Origin of the sequence: Deinococcus multiflagellatus (genome assembly GCF_020166415.1) — a bacterium.
Classification (GTDB): Bacteria; Deinococcota; Deinococci; order Deinococcales; family Deinococcaceae; genus Deinococcus; species Deinococcus multiflagellatus.
The window spans coordinates 1-19,610 of the sequence record NZ_JAIQXV010000030.1 but is presented as its reverse complement, the minus strand read 5'-3'; the positions used below and the strand labels follow the sequence as shown (position 1 = coordinate 19,610).

Sequence of the window (19,610 nt, the reverse complement as noted above, 5' to 3'; positions counted from 1 at the left end):
GGGGGGTGGGGGCACAGGGCGCGGCGAGGCTGGTTACAGCGAGATCAGGAAGGGATCTTCCAGGCTCTCGGCGATAAAGCGCACGAAGCGGGCGGCGTCGGCGCCGTCAATCAGGCGGTGGTCGTAGGTCAGGCTCAGGGGCAGCATGTTGCGCGGCTCGAAGGTGCCCGTTTCCTTGTTCCACACCGGCTCCATGCCGCCGCGCGAGACGCCCAGGATGGCCACCTCGGGGCTGTTCACAATCGGCGTAAAGGCGTGCCCACCGATCCCGCCCAGGTTGGAGATGGTGAAGGTGGCGCCCTGCATCTCGTCGGGCTTCAGTTTGCGCTCGCGGGCGCGGCCGGCCAGTTCGCTCAGCTCCAGCACCAGTTCGGTGATGCTCTTGCGGTCGGCGTCCTTGACCACCGGCACCAGCAGGCCCACCGGGGTGTCCACGGCCACGCCGATGTTCACGTAATCCTTGAAGATGATCTGGTTGTTCTCCAGGTCCAGGCTGGCGCCGAACTTGGGGAACTTGCGCAGGGCGTTGGCCACCACCTTCATCAGGATGTGGGTCATGGTGAGCTTGCCGCCGGCCTTCTCCACCCGGGCGCCGAAACGCTTGCGCACCTCTTCCATGACCGTCACGTCGGCCTTGTCGAAGTGCGTGACCATCGGAATCTGCGTGCTCACCGTCATAGAGCGCACGGTGGCCTTGCGGATGCCGCTCATGTCCTCGCGGGTCACGCCGCCCCACTTGCTGAAGTCGGGCAGGGGCGCGGCGGGTTGAGGGGTGACCGTTGATGGTTGATGGGATTGTGGGGCTGCTGCTGCCGCCGCCGGGACGCTGGGCGTGCCAGCCGAGCGGCGCACGTCCTCTTCGCTGATGCGGCCGGCAATGCCGGTGCCGTGCACCGCGCGCAGGTCCACGCCGATTTCACGGGCCAGTCGGCGCACGCTGGGCGCGGCGGGAATGATGGGGCGGCCGTCATAGCTCTGGGTGTTGTAGGGCCGCTCGGCGCCGGGGGCCTGAGTGGGCGGGTGGGCCCGCTCCGGGGGCAGGCTGGCCGCGCCGGGCGGGGTGGGGGTCTGGGTGCTCAGGCTGGACACGGCCGGCGCAGCGGCAGAAGCCTGGGCCGGGGCGCTGGGGGCCGGCGCCGAGGCTGGGGTGCCAGCGGGAGCGGCAGGGGCCACTGGCGCAGCGCCGCCGCCCAGCGTGGCAATCACACCGCCGACCTTCACCGTGTCACCGACCTTCACGTTCACGGCCTGCACAGTGCCGCTGGCGTTGGCGGGCACCTCCACCACCGCCTTGTCGGTCTCGATCTCAATGACCGGCTGGCCTTCTTTCACGCTGTCGCCGGGGTTCACCAGCACGGTCACCACGGTGCCCTGCTCGATGTTGTCGCCCACGTCTGGCAGAGTGATAGACGTTGATGGTGGATGGTTGACGGTTGATGGAGAGGGGGCCGGGGGGGCCGCCGCCTGTTCCTTCTGGCTTTCCAGCTGGGCCGCCGCCACACGGTTGGCCGTCTGGGGATCGCTGGCGGTGGCGGGCGCATCCGGCTCGGCTGAGGGGGTGCCGGGCGCGGGGGTCTGCCCGGCGTTCGCGTCGCCCGGTGCAGCGCCGCCGCCCAGGGTGGCAATCACGCCACCGACCTTGACCGTGTCGCCCACCTTCACGTTCACCGCTTCCACGGTGCCGCCACTCTCGGCGGGCACTTCCACCACGGCCTTGTCGGTCTCGATTTCAATGATGGGCTGCCCCGCCTGAATGGTGTCGCCGGGATTCACCAGCACCGTCACAACCGTGCCCTGCTCGATGTTGTCCCCCACGTCGGGGAGTTTCAGTTCAGTCGCCATATGTTCTCCTTCGGAGAATGTAGAAAGTTGATGGTCAAAGGTTGATGGTGAACCGCTTTTTCTATCCACCATCAACCATCAACTATCACCGCAAGACGGGTGCTTCGCGTTCCGGGTCAATGCCCAGCTCGGCAATGGCGGCGGCCACCACCTCGCCTTTCACCTTGCCGTCGCGCTGCAGGGCGTACAGGGTCGCCAGCACGATGTGCTTGGCGTCCACCTCGAAGAAGTCGCGCAGTTCCTCGCGGGCCTCGCTGCGGCCAAAGCCGTCGGTGCCCAGGGCCCACAGCTTGCGGTCCAGGTGCCCGTTCAGGCCGTCGGCGCCCAGCTTCATGTAGTCGCTCACGGAAATCAGGACGCCCGGGGCGCTGTCCTTGTTCAGCTGCTGCGCCACGTACGGCACGCGGGGTTCCTGGGTGGGGTGCAGCATGTTGTGGCGCTGGGCCAGCAGGGCGTCCTGGTGCAGGGCCTTGTAGCTGGTGACCGACCACAGGTCGGCCGCCACGCCGTACTTCTCCAGCATCTTCACGGCCGCCTGCGCCGCGCCCATCGCGGGGCCGCCGGCCAGAATCTGGGCCTGCAGCTTGGCCTTTTTCAGCTCGCTGCGCTGCAGGCGGTACAGGCCGCGAATAATGCCCTCGCGGATCTCCTCGTGGCTGCGGCCATCGTTTGGCATGGCCGGCTGGATCTCGTTCTCGTTGTCAATGGTGACGTAGTAGAACTCGTCAATCCCGTCCACGTACATGCGCTGAATGCCGTGCTCAATAATCACCGCCAGTTCGTAGGCGAACGCAGGGTCGTAGGTGTTCAGGTTGGGGACCACGTACGCCTGCAGGTGGCTGTTGCCGTCCTGGTGCTGCAGGCCCTCGCCAGCCAGGGTGGTGCGCCCGGCGGTGGCGCCCAGAATAAAGCCGCGCGCGCGCTGGTCGGCGGCGGCCCACACGAGGTCGCCCACCCGCTGCATCCCGAACATGGAGTACAGCACGAAGAAGGGAATGGTGGGCACGCCGTGGTGCGCGTAGGCCGTGCCCGCCGCAATCCAGGACGCCATCGCCCCGTCTTCGGTGATGCCTTCTTCCAGCATCTGGCCGTCCACGCTTTCCTTGTAGGCCATCAAGGAACCGCTGTCCACGGGCGTGTAGGTCTGCCCGCGTGGGCTGTAAATACCGATGCGGGGCACCAGCGCGTCCATACCGAAGGTGCGGGCCTCATCGGGCACGATAGGCACGATGTATTTGCCGATTTCCTTGTCGCGCAGCAGCTTGGAGATGATCTGCACCGCCGCCATGGTGGTGCTCACCTGCCGGTCGCCGCTGCCCTTGGCAAATTCCTCGTAGAACTCGCCGTTTGGGATGGTGGGGTGCGGGTACTCCACCTTGCGGGCGGGCACTGGGCCGCCCAGCGCCGCGCGGCGCTCCAGGGCGTACTTCACTTCCGGGCTGTCGGGGCCGGGGTGGTAGTACTCCATATGCTCCACCTGATCGTCGGTCAGGGGCAATTCCAGCAGGTCACGCAGGTTTTTCAGGGTGGAGAAATCCAGCTTTTTCACCTGGTGGGCCACGTTGCGGGCCTGCGCGCTCTCGCCCAGGCCGTAGCCCTTGACGGTGCGCGGAATGATGATGGTGGGGCTGCCCTTGTGCTCCACGGCGGCCTTGTAGGCGGCGTAGATCTTGTGCACATCGTGGCCGCCCCGGTTCAGCAGTTCCAGGTCGGCGTCGCTCCAGTCTTCAATCAGGGCCTTCAGTTCGGGGGTGTTGAAGAACTTCTCGCGCAGCTCCTTGCCCCCGAACGCGGCGTAGCGCTGCGACTCACCGTCCACCAGCAGCTCGAAGCGCTTGACGATATGGCCGTTGTAGTCCCGGGCCAGCAGCTCGTCCCACTTGCCGTCCCAGATGACCTTGATGACGTTCCAGCCGGCGCCCCGGAACAGCGCCTCGAACTCCTGAATCACCTTGGAGTTGGCGCGCACCGGGCCGTCGAGGCGCTGCAGGTTGGCGTTCAGCACGAAGATCAGGTTGTCCAGATTCTCGTAGGAGGCAAAGCGAATGGCGCCGATGCTCTGCGGCTCGTCCATCTCGCCGTCGCCCAGGAAGGCCCAGACCTTGGCGTCGCCCTTCGGCTTCAGGCCCCGGTTTTCCAGGTACTTGATGAAGCGCGCCTGGTAGATCGCCTGAATGGGGCCCAGGCCCATGCTGACGGTGGGGAATTCCCAGTAGTCCGGCATCAGCCAGGGGTGGGGGTAGCTGGACAGGCCCTCGCCGTCGGGCTGCAGCTCGCGCCGGAAGCGGTTCATGCGGGCTTCGTCCCAGCGGCCTTCCAGGAAGGAGCGGGCATACACGCCGGGCGAGGCGTGGCCCTGGTAGAACACGAGGTCGCGGTCCTGCCCGGCGCCGTGGCCCCGGAAGAAATGGTTAAAGCCCACCTCCAGCAACTCGGCCGCCGAGGCGTAGGTGGACAGGTGACCGCCGATGCCGTCACTCTTCTTGTTGGCCTTGATGACCATGACCACCGCGTTCCAGCGGATGATGTTGCGGATCTTGCGTTCCAGCTCCACATCGCCGGGGTACTCGGGCTGCTGGTCCACATCAATGGTGTTGATGTAGGGCGTGTTCTGCTTGAAGGTGATGGGCGCGCCGTGAAAATAGGCGTAGTGGTCGAGTTCTTCGAGCAGTTCGGCGGCGCGGTTGTCGCCTGCGTCGGCAAACACGTAGGCCAGCGAGTCCAGCCACTCCTGCGTTTCAATGGTGTTGAGCTGCTGCCGGTCCTGGGCGTTAAGGCCCGCGCGCGGCGGCCGGTTGGGGGGCGCCACGTTCTTGGGAGACTGGGTCATGGTGTCAGCATAGGCCGCCCCATTGCCCACTTCCAACAGCGTCCCCTCATGAGATTGACCACTGTTCCTGGTCAATGCCGGGCTTGCTGGGCCCCGCCCTACAGCCCCCGCCGGATCATGACGGGGAGGGCTGCACTCTTCAGCAGCTTCGCCAGGGCCCGCAGCGCCAGCCCGCGCGCCGGGGGCAGGTGGGCGGCGAAATAGGCGTTGTATTCGGTGAAGCCCTGCGCGCCCCGCTGGCGCTTGAAGTGCGCCGCGCCCGAAGACCCGTGCAGCCGCAGCCCCAGGGCCAGGGCGCGCTCCATGAACAGCCAGCAGGCCACGCGGTACAGGGCCTCGCGCTGGGGCCGCGCCGTGTCGTAGCCCACCACGGGGGGCGTCATCACGCCGCCACGCACCCACATGCCCGCCACGGCCATGATCTGCCCGTCCGGGGCCCGCGCGACCCGGTAGGACAGAAACCCGGTTCGCCACGACACCTCTATAAATGCCGGGGTCAGCAACGGGTTCAGCGGCGAGTAACGGCCCACGTACAGCAGGGCGTACAGGTGCGCGATCCGCTGGGCGTCCCCGGGGGTCAGGGTGGTCAGGTCTTCCAGGGTCAGCCCCGAGCGGGCCACGGCGCGGCGGTCATGGCCGAAGTTGCCGCGTGGCCGCCACTGCCGCGCCAGATCCTCCACCACCCAGATGCGGCGGCTGGGCACCAGAATCCAGCCGTCGGCTTCCAGCGCCGCCCTTAAGCCCGGCGCCGACCAGTCATCCACCGAGCGCACGCCCAGCAGGTGCCCCGGGAACCGGGTGGTCAGGGTGTGGCGCGCCGCTGACAGGCCCTGGCCGCGCCACGCCCCCTGCAGGTTGGTGGACAGCAGCCAGTTGTTCAGGTGCACGGCCCGGTTCACGGCCGCCGCGCGCAGCAGCCGGTCCACGCCGGCCAGGGCCACCCGGGCGGGCGCGGCCAGCGCGCCCACATCCACCAGATCCAGTTCGGCGCGGGCGTACAGGGCGTAGGCGCTGTGCGGACTGCTCACGTAGCTGCCGCCCAGGGCCCCGCTGTCCACCGTCACCGGCATGGGCTCGCCGGCCACCTCCAGCGCGAACACCGAGGACGCCACGTTGGCCACCAGCGCCGGGGCCCCGGCCGCGCACAGTTCGGCCAGCATGGCGGCCTCGGGCCCCTGCCCGCTCACGGCATGGCCTCGCCGTTCCATTCGATGTCGGCGGTGGACTGCTCAGCGGCACTTCGGCCGCCCAGGGCCCCGGCCAGGGCAAAGCGCGCGGCGTCCAGCAGGGCCCCCGCCACCGGGGCGCGGTTGCCTGGGCGGCCCACCACGTCCTGCCCGGCGCGCCAGGTGTGCACCAGGGGCCGCGCCGACCCCACCTGCAGGGCCCCCAGCGGCCCCAGCACCGCCAGGGCCGGGGCGAGGTAACGCAGGGTGCCGGGCGCGGGGGTCAGTAGCGGCCCGCCGCCCAGCACCGCCCGCCCCAGGGCCGCCCCCGGCAGCAGGTGCAGGCCACTGGTGGCGCGCGGATTGCACTCAATGGGCGCCACCCGGCCGGCCGGGGTCACGATCACGTCGTAGGAGAGCTGCCCGGTGGCCCCGGCAGCGCGCGCCAGGACCTGCGCCATGGCCACCACTGCCGGTCTCTCCACCGCCTCAAACGCGTACGAGGCGCCGCCCTGCTGGCGCAGCACCGGCCGGTAGACCGCGCAGGCGCGCAGCTGCCCCGCGTGGGCCAGCGACCAGACGCACAGTTCCTCGCCCACCAGCCGCTCCTGGGCCACCCAGCGGCGCGCCGGGGTGGGGGCAGTCCCCGGGTGGCCCAGCCGCGCGGTGCCAAAGCGCGAGAACTCGGGCTTGAAGATCAGCCCGGCGCGCCCAGGCAGGGTGGGCAGGTGCGCAGGGTCAGAGAGCACCCAGGTCTGCGGGGCGTCTATCCCGGCGGCGCGGGCCAGTTCGGGGAACAGGGCCTTGGAGTGCAGCGCCCGCAGCGTGGCGGGGGGCGGGGCCAGCAGCTGCCCAGACCAGCCGCCCCGCCGGGCGGCTTCAGCCAGCCAGAACACCTCCTCGCAGGTGGGCACCACCAGATCCACCCTATCCAGCAGGCGCAGGAGCGCGGTCTGGAACGCCCCGAAGGCCTGCCGGGGTGGGGGCAGGCGGTGAACCGGCACCCGGGGCCGCAGCAGGTGGGCGGCAAAGGGCGTGACCGAATCGGCCAGCGCGACCTGGGCGCCCGCCGCCTGCAGCGCGCGGGCGAGGTCCAGGGCCACCGGGGCCCGCGCGCCGGTCACCAGCACCTTCATGGGCGCCCCGGGGCCCACCTCAGCCGCTGTCGCCACACCCCGCCCGTCATCACGGGCAGTCTACGCAGGTGTTAGCGTACGGCGCAGCATGACCATCGAACTGCGCCACCTGCGGCATTTTGTGGCCCTGGCCGAAGAAGAACACTTTGGCCGGGCCGCCGAGCGCGTGTTCGTGGTGCAGCAGGCCCTGAGCAACTCCATTCGCAACCTGGAAGACGAGGTGGGCGTGCCCCTGGTGCTACGCACCACCCGCCGCGTGCAGCTGACCCCGGCCGGGCAGGAATTTCTGGTGGGGGCGCGCGCCACGCTGGCCCTGGCCGCCCAGACCGTGGAGCGCGCCCGCCGCGCCGCCCGGGGCGAGGTGGGGCGCCTGAGCGTGGGCTTTGTGGGCGGGCTGGCCTTTGGGGGCCTGCCGGAAATCGTGCGGCGGTTCCGCGAACTGTACCCGAATGTCAGCGTGGACCTGCGCGAACTGACCGCTCAGGAACAGGAAGCGGCCCTGCGCGGCGGCCAGATTGACGTGGGGCTGATGCTGCTGCCGGTGCGCGACCCGGCCCTGGAGTCGCGCGCCCTGTGGCGCCAGCCGCTGGTGGCCGCGCTGCCCGCCGCGCACCCGCTGGCCCGCAAGCGCCGGCTGAAGATCAGCGACCTGGCGCCGGAACCGTTCGTCTTTTTTCCGCGTCAGATTCGCGCCACCTACTTTGATCAGGTGATGCGCTGGTGCGCCTCGGCGGGCTTTACGCCCCATGTGGTGCAGGAGGCCATTGAGGTGCCCACGCTGCTGTCGCTGGTGGCGGCGGGTGTGGGGGTGTTTTTGCCTATCGAATTTTTCAGCCGCCTGAGCCTGCCCGGCGTGGTCTACCGCCCGGTGGAAGACGCCCCCATCGTGGAGATCGTGGCGGTGTGGCGCCGGGGCGAGGGCAAAAGTCCGGTGGTGCGCGCGTTCCTGGCGGTGGCGGAGGAAGTGCTGGGGGGCGCAGAGAACACCACTGTTCAGCCCTAAGCCTGGCCCGACTCCTTGCCGTAGTTCTTGAGCAGCTCCGCCAGGGCTGGGCCCCAACCCTGGGGTCTGCTGTGTTCCGCAGCGTACCGTGCCAGCTCAAAGACACTGGCACTGCGCATCTTCAGGTCTATAAAAGCGCACGCTTCCCGCTCGAACTCGGTGTAGTCATTGCCAATCCGGTCGACCGTCATTTCACCGGGCTCGTCCTGACTGGGCACGGCTACCCACCGCTCTTCAAACTCGTTGCTGAGCACGCCGATTCCCAGTGGCGCGTACGGCCAATCCGCCGCCCAGATCACCTTAAATTCCAGATCGGGATGTTCCGGCGCATACCGCTGGTTGAGTGTGGCCGCCAACCAGGACATCAGGATGAAGGTGAAATGCTGCTCTGGGTGCTCGTACACCAGATCCATCACCTCGGTGAGGTCATCATCCAGCGTGTACAGGAGCCGGCATTGTCTTGGTTCTGGAGTCATCAGCGGCCTCCCTGCTTCCGGTTCACGCTGAGCCGCCAGAGGTTGTGGGTTTGCCCGTTTCCGGCAAGCCGCGCAGCACGCCCAGTATCAGGAACGTGCCCGCCACCGAGAGCGCCGCGCCCATCAGGAACGCCGCGCCGGGGAAGCCGTGGCCCGCGCCGTACGCGTAGACCGATGTGGCCACAATGGGGCCCACCACGCCCACCAGACTGTTCAGGCTGGTGATGGCCCCCTGCACCCGCCCCTGCTCGGTTTCGCCCACCTGCCGCGAGATCAGGCCCTGGATGGCCGGGTTCGCCAGCCCGCCCAGCGCCCCCACCACCAGCGAGGCGTACAGCGTGACCCCACTGCGCGCAAAGGCCAGCAGCAGGAATTCCAGAATGGACGCCACCAGCCCGGTCATGATCGTGCGCCGCTCGCCAAAGCGGGCGATGAAGGGGCCAATCAACCCGCCCTGCACCGCCGCCACCAGCAGGCCAAAGAACGCCAGCGCCACGCCGTTTTGCCCCGGGGTCCAGCGCAGCACGCGCTCGGTGTACAGCACCCAGGTGCTGAAGATGACCTGTCCGGCCAGCCCCAGCAGCACGAAGGTCAGGGCGAGGCTGCGCAGAATGGGGTACTCGGTCAGGGCTTTCAGGGGCAACAGGGGGTTCAGGTCGCGGCCCTGGAAGCCCCTGGCGCGGGCACTGGCGGGCAGGGATTCGGGGAGCACCAGCAGACCGTACAGAAAGTTCAGGGCGGTCAGGCCAGCGGCCACCAGAAACGGCACCCGCAGACCGTATTCGCCCAGAAAGCCGCCCAGCGCCGGCCCCAGGATGAACCCCACGCCAAAGGTGGCGCCCAGCAGGCCAAAGTTCCTGGCGCGCCCCTCGGGCGGGGTCACGTCGGCAATGTAGGCGTTCGCCACCGTCAGGCTGGCGCCGGTAATCCCTGCCAGCACGCGGCCCACAAAGAGCCACCACAGGCTGGGGGCAAAGTAGAGCAGCACGTAATCCAGCGCCATGCCCGCCAGCGAGACGAGCAGCACCGGGCGGCGGCCAAAGCGGTCACTCAGGCGGCCCAGAATGGGCGCAAAAACAAACTGCATGACCGCGTAGGCGGCCGTCAGCCAGCCGATGCTCTGGGCGCCCGCCGCCTCTGAGCCCGCCAGTTCCTTGACCAGCCCCGGCAGCACCGGAATGATCAGCCCAATCCCGATGATGTCAATCAGGGCGGTGAGCAGAATAAAAATCAGGGCGGCAGGCTGGGCGCGCATAGGGGGCAGTGTAGGGCGGAACGCCTGAGGGGCCCGCGCACCCCGCACGCCAGCCTCGGCGCCCGCCGTGTGCACTCATACGGATTCCGGAGCAGCCGTTGCAGCCCCTCCGCGTTGCTTCGATGCGTCCACGCCGCTCCGTCACCGTTGTTCCTGCTCTGCTGCGCCGCTCTGCGAGCCCCTCCGGTCGGGTTCATCCATGATGCAAGAACGGATGAACCGGAATCCTTATCATGGGGGCGTCAGACGCCCACGCTACGGTCAGGGCGTGCGCCTTCTCTCTTTCTGGGTTCTCCTGGCGACCCTCCCTCTGGCCCCTGCACAGGCGGCACCTGTGGAGAGCGTGACCGCTGGCCGGGCCGCCGCCCTGGCCGCCCTCCAGCGCCACCGGCCCAGCGAGGCCGCGCTGAACCGTTGCGGTGTCTGGAGCCCTGACACCAAGACCGCGCGCCTGGCGTTTCCGGCGGGCCGGTCCAATCTGGTGCTGCTGGAGATGGACGGGCGCGCCTTCGCTTTCCGCACCCCCGGCAACGGCACCGCGCAGCTGCTGTGGTGCGGCGCCTTTGTGCAGCCGGGCCAGCAGGCGTCTGCGCTGAGCGGCAGCGCCGCCCGCGCGCTGGCCTTTTCCTACCGGACTGGCCAGGGCACCTTTCCGCGTGAAACCGCGCCCTTCGACACGTACACCGAACTGGCCCAGCAGCTGACCGTCACCGCCGGGCCGCTGCAGCATGGCCGGCGCTGCACCCACACCTACAACCTGACTGGGTACGGGCTGTCGTTCCCGTCGGCCGATCTGCTGCGCTTTACCTGCGACGGCCAGACGGTGGTGGGCCCACCGCGCCGCTAAGCAAAGGGTTCAGCTGGGACTGGCCGGCGCTGCCTGCGTGAACAGCGCCATCTGGGTGATCGGGCCGTGTTCGGGGTGCACGTCGCCCAGCGGACGGAACGCCACCGCGTAGCCGTACGCCTCGGCCGCCGCCTGCGCCCACGCCTGAAACTCGGCGCGGGTCCACTCGAAGCGGTGGTCCGGGTGGCGCAGGGCCTGGGGGGTCTCGAAGGTGGCGTTGTACTCGCGGTTGGGCGTGGTCACCACCAGCGTGCGCGGGCGCGCAAAGCCCAGCACGTTGCGGGTCAGGGTGTCCAGGCGGTGCGGCTCCAGATGCTCCAGGACCTCCACCAGCGCGGCGGCGTCAAAGCCCTTCAGGCGCGAATCGGGGTAGGCGAGGCTGCCGTGCAGCAGGCGCACCCGCTCCCGCAGTTCGGGGCGCTCGGCCAACTTCAGCTTGTCGGCGGCGATCTCCAGGCTGCGCGCGCTGAGGTCCACGCCCACCAGTTCGCGGAACTGCCCCACCGGCAGCAGGCGGCGCAGCAACTTGCCCTCGCCGCAGCCCAGGTCCAGCACCCGCGCGGCGCCGCTGGCCTGCAGCACCTCGGCCACCGCGTCCAGCCGCTCGTCGTGCAGGCGCGGGCGCGGTGGTGCGGCCATCTCGTGCTGTTCGGCCACCCCACCTTCTGCCTCGTCCGGGATGACAAAGTGGGCGCGGGCCTGGGTGACCAAGCCGCGAAAGCGCAGGTAGCGCGCGGTGATCAGATCGCGTTCCGGGTGGACCTCCAGCCAGCCCTGGCCGTGGCGCAGCAGCTTGTCCACCTCCTCAGCGCCGATGTAATAGTGCTTCTTGCCGTCCAGCACAGGCAGCAGCACGTACAGGTGGCGCAGGGCGTCGCTGAGGCGCGCCGTGCCGCGCAGGGTCAGCGCCACATAGGGCCGCTCGCCCCACTCGGGAAAGTCGGGGTCCAGGGGAAGGGGCGTCGCCTCGACCTCGTAGCCCAGCGGGCCAAACAGGCGCGCGGGCAGGTCCGGGCCGCCGCGCGCCGCCACGCACGGCAGCGACAGGGTCAGCGGAATGGCCTGCCCCGCCAGTTCGGGCCGGTCGCGGCTCTGGCCGGTCATGGCGGTGCCGAACGCGTCGCGCAGAGCCACGGCCAGAAAGCTGCCAGAGGCATACGGGCGGTCATTCACATAGGGTTCCAGGGTGCCCGCCTCGCCGCCTGCCGGGGCGCGGGACAGGGCCACCGGGTCCACCTCGACCAGCAGGGCGGCGGTGGTGCATTCGGGGGTGGCTTCCGGGTAAAAGACGAGCGAGCGGCCAAACGGCAGGGGGCGCTCCAATATGCGCTCCGGGTGCTTCATGAGCAGGAAGCCCAGGTCAGTGGCGGGCTGGTGGGTGGTGGTGATGGTCAGCAGCATCTCAGGACCTCGAAGTTGATCTCCAGATCAACCGGGCGAAGCGAGGGGCGAAAAAAGCATGTTGCGCCGGGCGTGGAGCCTGTTCGGTGCTCTCTTGAACAGGCGCAACGTGAGGCGCGGCGGCCTTAAAGCCTCACGTCAATGGGGTCGCTTTCCAGCGCCAGCACGCCCAGCACGCATTCGTGCACCCGGCCCGGGGCGGCCCGCTCGACAAAACGGGTCAGGCCTTCAAGGCCCAGGTGAAATTCCCGCAGGGCCCGGCCCCGCTTGGCGCCCAGCGCCCGGGCCTTGAGGCGGCCCAGGTGTTCGGGCTGCGTGTATTCCGGGCCGTAAATGATGCGCAGGTATTCGCGCCCACGCACCTTCACGGCCGGCTGCAACGAGCGCGATTCGGCGGCCCAGAACGGCAGGGGCTTGACCACCATGCCTTCCCCACCCGCCGCGGTCAGGGCTTCCCACCACGCGGTGGCGGCGGCTTCATCGGGGGTGCCCAGCGTGACCAGGCGGTGGGCGGTGCGGCCAAACAGGCCCGGCGCGGCGTCGGCCAGGGCGCCCAGCGTGGTCAGGTGCCACAGGTGGTCCTTGTCAGCATGCATCTGCCCTTCCGAGGCCAGCAGGTGAAAGGGCCGAATCTGGACGTCCTGCGGGCCCGCCACGCGGCGCACGTAGGCGCGGTAGGCGTCGCGGTAGCGGGTCAGGGCGTCCGCGCGCTGCCCGGTGCGCGCCGGCCAGTCGCCCAGGTCCAGACCCCGGGCCCCGGCACGGTCCAGCGCCTGCACCGCCGCTGCCAGGGTGGCGTTCCCAGCAGCCCCCACCGCCGCGTACTGGCCCTTGATCAGTTCCTCGGCCTTCAAGCTCCAGGGCAGAATCTCGGCGTCCAGCAGCAGCCAGTCGGTGTTCAAGCTCTCCCACAACCCCGCCTGGGCAGCGGCCTGGCGGGCACGGGTGAGCACGTCCGCTTCCCAGTCTGGCTTGAAAAAGGGCCGCCCGGTGCGGGTGTAGATGCGCCCCAGGCCGTCTGTGCCAAAACGCTGGCCCGCCACCGCCTCGTCCCGGGTGAGCACCAGCAGGGCGCGGCTGCCCATGTGCTTTTCCTCGCAGATCACCTGCGTCGCCCCCTGGCCCCGGAAATAGGCGAACGCCTCGTCGGGATGTTCCAGGTGGTCGGGCCGGGCGCTGGTTTCCACCGGGCTCATGGTGGGGGGCAGGTACACGCACCACTCCGGGGCCACGCCATACCGGCTGAAGGTCTCCACCGCCGCCGCCCGTTCGCCTGCGCGCAGCAGCACGCCGCCAAAGGTGCGGGTTTCCACGCGGCCGGGCTGCAGGAACTCGGCCAGATCAAAGGTGTCCGTAGGGCCCGTGTCGGCCAGCGGGCGGGCGGGCACCGCGTACTGCGCGTGGGCCGGCACGCTCACCAGTTCCTGTTCCGGGTAACGCAGGGCACTCAGCGCGCCGCCAAAAGCGCAGCCGGTGTCAATGTCAATGGTGCGGTTCACCCAGCGGGGCTGCGCCACGGGCGTATGGCCGTAGACCACCTGTGCCGCGCCCCGGTACTCGGCGGCCCAATCGCGCCGCACCGGCAGGCCCAGGTCGTCGGTGCTGCCGTCCACATCGCCGTACAGGGCAAACGAGCGCACCCGGCCACTGCTGCGGCCCTGGTACTTCTCGGGCAGGCCCGCGTGGGCCACCACCAGCTTGCCGTCGTCCAGCACGAGGTGGCTGATCAAGCCGTCAATAAAGGTCCGTACCTGCGCCCGGAATTCGGGGCCGGCCGCGTCCAGCTGCGCCAGGGTGGCGTCCAGCCCGTGCAGGGCCCTCACCGCCTTGCCGTCCAGCGCCCGCTTCAGTTTCTCGTCGTGGTTGCCGGGCACGCACAGGGCGGCGCCGCTGGCGACCATGTTCATCACCAGCCGCAGCACGCCCGCGCTGTCCGGGCCCCGGTCCACCAGATCGCCCACAAAGACAGCGGTGCGGCCCGGCGGTGGGGTGGCGTGGTCGCCGTCCAGCGTATACCCCAGCTTCAGCAGCAGCTCGCGCAGCTCGGTCAGGCAGCCGTGCACGTCGCCAATGAAGTCGAAGGGGCCGTGCAGGTGCTTCTTGTTGCTGTACAGCGGCACGCGCCTCACCTGGGCACCCGCCACCTCTTCGGGGCTGCGCAGCACCCAGACGTGCCGGAAGCCTTCTTTGCCCATGCCGCGCAGCGTGCGGCGCAGTTCCGTCTGCTGGCGGCCAATCACGGCCGCGTTAAAGGGCCGGTCACCGCGCGCCTCGTGCCGGGCTTCCAGCACGCCCCGGGGCAGGTCCAGCACAATCGCCACCGGCAGCACGTCGTGGGCGCGGGCGAGGTCCACGAGGCGGCGGCGGTCATCGGGACGCACCGAGGTCGCGTCAATGACGGTCAGCAGGCCCCGTTCCAGGCGCCGCGCGGCCACGTAAAAGAGGCTGTCAAAGGCCGCCGCGTTGGCGTCCAGCGTGTGTTCGCTGCCGCTGACCAGCGCGCGGAAGTGGTCGCTGCTCAGGACCTCGTAGGGGCCAAAATGCTGCGCGGCAAAGGTGCTTTTGCCCGACGACGACGCGCCGACCAGCGCGACCAGGGCAAGTTCAGGCAGGGGAATCTGGGTCATGGGGGGTCCTTGCGTTCCGGGCGCCCAGCCGGGGCGGCTGGGGCCAAGGCTTCACTGTAGCGGCCCTCCCCTGCCCCCGCCTGCGTCAAATGACGTGGAGCCCGGACCGGGTGTCTCAAGCCCGAAGAGACTCTTCTGAGGCCAAGACATGGCCGAACAGCACCGCCATGTCCTTCCTTCGCCAGAGCCCTTTCTCCGTTCATGCTCGTTCCGCTCGGACTCGTCTGAGACCCGCCTGAATGTTGCCTCAGTCATCTGGCCTACCGTCCCCTTACGTCCGGGGCGTAAAATAGGGAGTTTCGTTCGGCTCACGCCGCAGCCCTGCTTCCCTCCAAGGAGGTTTCATGCTCAAGGTCAAATCCAGTTTCACGCCCTCGGGTGACCAGCCCACCGCCATTCGTTCGCTGGTGGACGGCCTGGACTCGGGCCTGCGCTTCCAGACGCTGTTGGGTGCGACTGGCACGGGCAAGAGTGTCGCCTGGCACGAGCCCGTGACCGTGCAGGTGGCCGGTCAGGTGCAGCGCCTGCCCATCGGTGAACTCATTGACGGCCTGTTCGGCTCTCCGCTGCAGGCCGAGGATTCGCTGGAACTGCCGCCGCCCGACCCCATGCGGGTGCTGGCCTGGGACGCGGGCAGCGGCGAGGTGGCCTGGCGCACGGTGACGGCCCTGTCCCGCCACAGCTCGCCAGAAACGCTGCACCGCCTGACGACCGCCTGTGGCCGCGACGTGACGGTGACAGCCGACCACAGCGTCTGGGTGCTGCGCGGCGGCCAGGTTCACCTGATTCACGGCGACGACGTGCGGCCCGGCGACGCGCTGCCCATTCCCCGGCAGGTGCCTGAACCGCAGGGGACAGTGAACCATCTGGACACCCTGGCCGTGCTGGACGGCACTCCGTTTCATGTGGCGGTGCCGTACACCCCAGAGCAGGATGACGCCTGGCGCGCCCTGGTGAAGGCCCACCACGAGCAACCCAGCGGCAAGCTGCACGCCCTCCGGCACGGCAAGCGGGGCGGTGGCCTGAATGTGGCTGCGGCCAGAGCGGCTGTTCGTCAGGGGCTGGCCGTGGCGGAGCACACGCGGGTGTCGGCCCGGTCCGCACATCTGGCCGGGCAGCTCCCCTTGAGCCCAGCCCTGGCCTTGCTGTTCGGGCAGTACGTGGCTGAAGGGCATGCCGCTCCGGGCTTCGCCCTTATCTCTGTGCGTGACCCGGATGTGCAGGGCCAGTTGACAGCAGCCCTGGCTGAACTGGAGGCGGGGCATTTCCGCCGCGCGGACGGTGATTTCGTGCTTTCGGGCCGGGTCTGGCGCGAGCTACTGGCCCGGCTGATGGGCGAACGCTCGGGTGAAAAGCATCTGCCCACGAACTTTGCGGCCTTTCCAAATGCCTTCCTGGCGGCCCTGTTGCGGGCCTACTTTGAGGGTGACGGTGGCGTGGACGGCGGGGCAGTCACCGCCGTGACCAACAGCGCGCGGCTGGCCGGGGAACTGGCCGAAGCCCTGCTGCGCTTTGGGGTGTGGGCCCGGCTGCGCGAGGTCAAGAAGCGCCGCCCGGACGGCACCCTGGGCACCTATCACAAGGTCACGATTTCAGGGGCCGAGAACCTGCACGCTTATGACACCCAGGTGGGCTTTCTGAGTGCGCGCAAGCAGGAGGCCCTGGCCCGCATCGTGGCCCAGGCCGGCGAGGGCAACACCAATGTGGACTTGGTCCCTGGCGTCGGGCCGCGCCTGCTGGCCGAGCGGGAAGGGGCGGGCCTCTCGCAGCGAGAGGTGGCACAAGCCGCAGGCTGCACCCGGACGATGGTCTCCGCCATTGAGCGCGGCATTCGTGCCCCCAGCGCGGGCCTGTTTCGCCGTCTGTGCCAGGCCCTCCAGCTTCAGGACACTGCGTTCACGGGCCTGGCCGACGTGCACTGGTCGCCGGTGGAGCAGGTGGAACAGGTGGCCCCCCAGACCCCCTACGTGTACGACTTCAGCGTGGACGGCTTCGAGACCTTCCTGACCGGACGCGGCGGGCTGTTCGTTCACAACACCTATTCCGTCGCCAAGGTCATCGAAGAAACCCAGCGGCCCGCCCTCGTCATGGCCCCGAACAAGATCCTGACCGCGCAGCTGGCTTCCGAGTTCCGCGAGTTCTTCCCGGACGCGGCGGTCGAATTTTTCATCTCGTACTACGACTATTACCAGCCCGAAGCGTACGTGCCCGGCAAGGACCTGTTCATCGAGAAAGACGCCAGCGTGAACCAGGAAATCGAGCGCCTGCGCCACTCCACCACCCGCAGCCTGCTGACGCGGCGCGACACCATCGTGGTGGCCAGCGTGTCGTGTATCTACGGCCTGGGCGACCCCAAGGAATACACCGCGCTGAATGCCGTGCTGAAAAAAGGCGGGCAGATGCCGCGCGACGAATTGCTGGGGCGCCTGGTGAACATGCAGTACGAGCGCAACGACATTGAAATGGCGCCGGGCCGCTTCCGGGCCAAGGGCGAGATGATTGAAGTCTGGCCCGCCTACGACGAGCAGCCCCTGCGCATTGAGCTGTGGGGCGACGACATCGAGCGCATCAGCGTGGTGCACCCGCTGACCGGGGACCGCCTGGCCGATCTGGACGCCACCGTGGTCTACCCGGCCAAGCACTACGTGAGCAGCGCGGGCAACATTGAGCGCGCCATCGTGACCATTCAGCAGGAGCTGGACGAGCGGCTGGAGTACTTCAAGTCGGTGGGCAAGCTGCTCGAAGCCCAGCGCCTGAAAGAGCGCACCCTGTACGACCTGGAGATGCTCAAGGTGCTGGGCTACTGCTCGGGCATTGAGAACTACTCGCGCCACATTGATGGCCGCGTGACCGGCGCCACGCCGTACACCATGCTGGACTACTTCCCGGACGACTTCGTAACCTTTATTGACGAGTCGCACGTGACGGTGCCGCAGATTGGCGGCATGGCGAACGGGGACCGCGCCCGCAAGCAGACGCTGGTGGACTACGGCTTCCGCCTGCCTTCAGCAATGGACAACCGCCCACTGAACTTTCAGGAGTTTCTGGACAAGACCGGGCAGACGGTGTTCGTCTCGGCCACGCCGGGCCCCTTTGAGCGCGAGCACAGCGACTCCGTGGCCGACCAGATCATCCGCCCCACGGGTCTCATTGACCCGCCTGTGACGGTACGCCCCATTCAGGGCCAGATTGAAGACCTGCTGGGCCGGGTGCGCGAACGCACGGCGCGCGGCGAGCGCACGCTGGTCACCACCCTCACCAAGCGCATGTCGGAAGACCTCACCGAATACCTGCTGGAAAAGGGCGTCAAGGCCCGCTACATGCACTCCGACATTGACTCCGTGGAACGTCAGGTGATCATCCGCGACCTGCGGCTGGGCCACTACGACGTGCTGGTGGGCATCAACCTGCTGCGTGAGGGCCTGGACCTGCCGGAAGTCTCGCTGGTGGCCATTCTGGACGCCGACAAGCCTGGCTTCCTGCGCAGTGAACGCGCCCTGATTCAGACCATTGGCCGCGCCGCGCGCAACGTGAACGGCGAGGTGATTCTGTACGGCGACACGGTGACGCCCGCGATGCAGTATGCGATGGACGAAACGGCCCGCCGCCGCGAGAAGCAGATGGCCTTTAACGCCGAGCACGGCATCACGCCCACCACCGTCATCAAGGGCGTGCGCGACGTGATTCGCGGCGAGGAGCAGCCCGCCGAGGTCAGCTCGGCCACCGTGGGCGACGACCGCGACAGCCTGGCCGCCCAACTGACCGACCTGGAACTGGACATGTGGCAGGCCAGCGAGGACCTGGACTTCGAGCGCGCCGCCAGCCTGCGTGACCAGATCCGCGCCATTGAGGCCAAGCTGCAGGGCAAGGAGTTCCAGCAGGCCACGGTGCCGGGGCAGAAGGCAAGAAGGAAGGGGCGGCGGTAAGGACAGCCCGCCCCCACCCGGCCATCTGGCGGATGCGCGCCCAGTGGCCGGGTGGTTCTCTTGGGCCATGTGGCCTTCGCCCCGTCCTTTTCAGTCCACCGATGCCCCTGGGGTGGCCGCCGTACAGGTGGGCAACTACCAGCACGACTACGCGCCCTTCTTTCCGCCCGGGTTCTGGGACGGCGTGACGGTTGAGGAACAGACGGGCGACTGGCAGGCGTGGCTGAACGAACACCCGGGGGACGTGCTGCTGGTGCAGCCTGAAGGCGAAGCCATCGCCGGGTATGTGCTGGCGCGCCTCTCCCCTTTCCACGGTACCGACGCGGAAGTTATGGCCCTGCATGTTCGTCCAGGCTCGCGGGGCCGGGGCTGCGGCGCGGCCCTGCTGCGCGCGGCGCTGCTGGCGTTGCAAGCCCGGGGCGCCCAGAGTGTGGGCCTCTCCACGCTGGAAGCCCATACCTCGCGCGCGTGGTACGAGCGCCTGGGTGGGCAACGCGGCGAGCCCCCGACCCAGACCTACGGCGACCATGTGGTGCGCGAGGTGGTGTTCGTCTGGCCGGAGTTGAACGCCTTGGTGGAACGGCTTGAGCCCGCCACCCGTTAGCCAACAACTGTCGTTCCGCAGGCCGGTCATCACACCGCCAGCAACGAGGGGACTTTCTCCGGGGTTGGAGGTGAAGGGGCCTACACCACGGTCAAACCCCCACCCGTCGTTCCAGGTGGGGGCCTTCTTGCTCTGCACAAATTGGCCGCCGACCTTCTCCCCTTGGCCGTTGGTGGTGCTGCCGCTCAGAATCCAGGTCTTCACGGTCGAGCGCGTAGCCAGCTCGGAGGGACCAGCGTGGCGGGGCTGAGCGTTTTCGCACCTCCCGCCAGAGCAGCAGAACAACGGTTAGTGGAGAAGGGAGCTCGCGCTCATTTCCCAGCTGATATGGGGTGGCCCACCAGCTCTGACACACCCCACAAATCTGCGGCAACCCACCGTGCCGGCCCAGAGGAACGAACCAGAATGGCAGGAATTCCTGCTCCAGCCGCACCCTGGATATCGGCGGTGAGGCTGTCACCAATCATCCACAGCGGGGTTGCACCCGGATGGGCCTC

General features: G+C 68.7%; 13 protein-coding genes. 4 read left to right on the top strand and 9 right to left on the bottom strand.

The genetic code is table 11. From position 1 onward, the window contains the following. Positions 1-33: 33 nt before the first annotated feature. From aceF to K7W41_RS22115, 4 genes are all read right to left on the bottom strand, one after another. Complete coding sequence (gene aceF, locus K7W41_RS22130; RefSeq protein ID WP_224612610.1) at positions 34-1,842, bottom strand: dihydrolipoyllysine-residue acetyltransferase; 1,809 nt, start codon at positions 1,840-1,842, stop codon at positions 34-36. Positions 1,843-1,927: 85 nt separating this feature from the next. After that, positions 1,928-4,672, bottom strand: a complete 2,745-nt coding sequence (gene aceE / locus K7W41_RS22125; RefSeq protein ID WP_224612609.1) for a pyruvate dehydrogenase (acetyl-transferring), homodimeric type — start codon at positions 4,670-4,672, stop codon at positions 1,928-1,930. Between the two features lie 98 nt (positions 4,673-4,770). After that, a complete protein-coding gene (locus K7W41_RS22120; protein WP_224612608.1) occupies positions 4,771-5,859 on the bottom strand; it encodes a hypothetical protein in 1,089 nt (362 codons plus the stop codon). Beyond that, entirely contained in the window at positions 5,856-6,974 is a 1,119-nt protein-coding gene (locus tag K7W41_RS22115; RefSeq protein ID WP_224612607.1) for an ATP-grasp domain-containing protein, read from the bottom strand. The genes K7W41_RS22120 and K7W41_RS22115 overlap by 4 nt, the downstream gene beginning before the upstream one ends. Before the next feature lie 94 nt (positions 6,975-7,068). On the opposite strand from K7W41_RS22115, the gene K7W41_RS22110 reads away from it, so the two are divergent. Then, on the top strand, positions 7,069-7,977 hold the full coding sequence (locus K7W41_RS22110) for a LysR substrate-binding domain-containing protein (RefSeq protein WP_224612626.1): 909 nt from the start codon (positions 7,069-7,071) through the stop codon (positions 7,975-7,977). Here K7W41_RS22110 and K7W41_RS22105 read toward each other — a convergent pair. Together K7W41_RS22105 and K7W41_RS22100 are read right to left on the bottom strand one after the other, a co-directional pair. Continuing rightward, positions 7,974-8,453 carry a hypothetical protein gene (locus K7W41_RS22105; protein WP_224612606.1) on the bottom strand — a complete coding sequence of 160 codons (480 nt, stop codon included), beginning with the start codon at positions 8,451-8,453 and terminating at the stop codon, positions 7,974-7,976. The two genes, K7W41_RS22110 and K7W41_RS22105, sit on opposite strands and share 4 nt — an antisense overlap. Positions 8,454-8,475: 22 nt before the next feature. Further along, positions 8,476-9,708: a TCR/Tet family MFS transporter gene (locus K7W41_RS22100; protein ID WP_224612605.1), complete on the bottom strand. Its 1,233-nt coding sequence runs from the start codon at positions 9,706-9,708 to the stop codon at positions 8,476-8,478. Between the two features lie 268 nt (positions 9,709-9,976). Between K7W41_RS22100 and K7W41_RS22095 the strand changes: the two genes are divergently transcribed. Further along, complete coding sequence (locus tag K7W41_RS22095; protein ID WP_224612604.1) at positions 9,977-10,555, top strand: hypothetical protein; 579 nt, start codon at positions 9,977-9,979, stop codon at positions 10,553-10,555. Between the two features lie 9 nt (positions 10,556-10,564). On the opposite strand, the gene K7W41_RS22090 is transcribed toward K7W41_RS22095, so the two are convergent. Both K7W41_RS22090 and K7W41_RS22085 read right to left on the bottom strand, forming a co-directional pair. Next, positions 10,565-11,956, bottom strand: a complete 1,392-nt coding sequence (locus K7W41_RS22090; protein WP_224612602.1) for a 3' terminal RNA ribose 2'-O-methyltransferase Hen1 — start codon at positions 11,954-11,956, stop codon at positions 10,565-10,567. 125 nt (positions 11,957-12,081) lie between these two features. Beyond that, positions 12,082-14,583 carry a polynucleotide kinase-phosphatase gene (locus tag K7W41_RS22085; RefSeq protein WP_224612600.1) on the bottom strand — a complete coding sequence of 834 codons (2,502 nt, stop codon included), beginning with the start codon at positions 14,581-14,583 and terminating at the stop codon, positions 12,082-12,084. A gap of 344 nt (positions 14,584-14,927) precedes the next feature. Here K7W41_RS22085 and uvrB point away from each other — a divergent pair, with 344 nt between their 5' ends. Then, positions 14,928-18,509, top strand: a complete 3,582-nt coding sequence (uvrB, locus tag K7W41_RS23835) for an excinuclease ABC subunit UvrB (protein WP_380057470.1) — start codon at positions 14,928-14,930, stop codon at positions 18,507-18,509. A gap of 67 nt (positions 18,510-18,576) precedes the next feature. Further along, entirely contained in the window at positions 18,577-19,113 is a 537-nt protein-coding gene (locus K7W41_RS22075; protein ID WP_224612598.1) for a GNAT family N-acetyltransferase, read from the top strand. 311 nt (positions 19,114-19,424) lie between these two features. Here K7W41_RS22075 and K7W41_RS23830 read toward each other — a convergent pair whose 3' ends face one another. Next, positions 19,425-19,580, bottom strand: a complete 156-nt coding sequence (locus tag K7W41_RS23830) for an HAD hydrolase-like protein (RefSeq protein ID WP_224612623.1) — start codon at positions 19,578-19,580, stop codon at positions 19,425-19,427. Positions 19,581-19,610: the final 30 nt, after the last annotated feature.

What these genes read in the sequence shown, in the direction of transcription:
- K7W41_RS22075 (WP_224612598.1), top strand. Translation starts at nt 18,577, where the DNA reads ATGTGGCCTTCGCCCCGTCCTTTTCAGTCCACCGATGCCCCTGGGGTG.
- K7W41_RS22085 (WP_224612600.1), bottom strand. Translation starts at nt 14,583, where the DNA reads ATGACCCAGATTCCCCTGCCTGAACTTGCCCTGGTCGCGCTGGTCGGC.
- K7W41_RS22115 (WP_224612607.1), bottom strand. Translation starts at nt 6,974, where the DNA reads ATGAAGGTGCTGGTGACCGGCGCGCGGGCCCCGGTGGCCCTGGACCTC.
- uvrB (WP_380057470.1), top strand. Translation starts at nt 14,928, where the DNA reads ATGCTCAAGGTCAAATCCAGTTTCACGCCCTCGGGTGACCAGCCCACC.
- K7W41_RS22100 (WP_224612605.1), bottom strand. Translation starts at nt 9,708, where the DNA reads ATGCGCGCCCAGCCTGCCGCCCTGATTTTTATTCTGCTCACCGCCCTG.
- aceF (WP_224612610.1), bottom strand. Translation starts at nt 1,842, where the DNA reads ATGGCGACTGAACTGAAACTCCCCGACGTGGGGGACAACATCGAGCAG.
- K7W41_RS23830 (WP_224612623.1), bottom strand. Translation starts at nt 19,580, where the DNA reads ATGATTGGTGACAGCCTCACCGCCGATATCCAGGGTGCGGCTGGAGCA.
- K7W41_RS22090 (WP_224612602.1), bottom strand. Translation starts at nt 11,956, where the DNA reads ATGCTGCTGACCATCACCACCACCCACCAGCCCGCCACTGACCTGGGC.
- aceE (WP_224612609.1), bottom strand. Translation starts at nt 4,672, where the DNA reads ATGACCCAGTCTCCCAAGAACGTGGCGCCCCCCAACCGGCCGCCGCGC.
- K7W41_RS22105 (WP_224612606.1), bottom strand. Translation starts at nt 8,453, where the DNA reads ATGACTCCAGAACCAAGACAATGCCGGCTCCTGTACACGCTGGATGAT.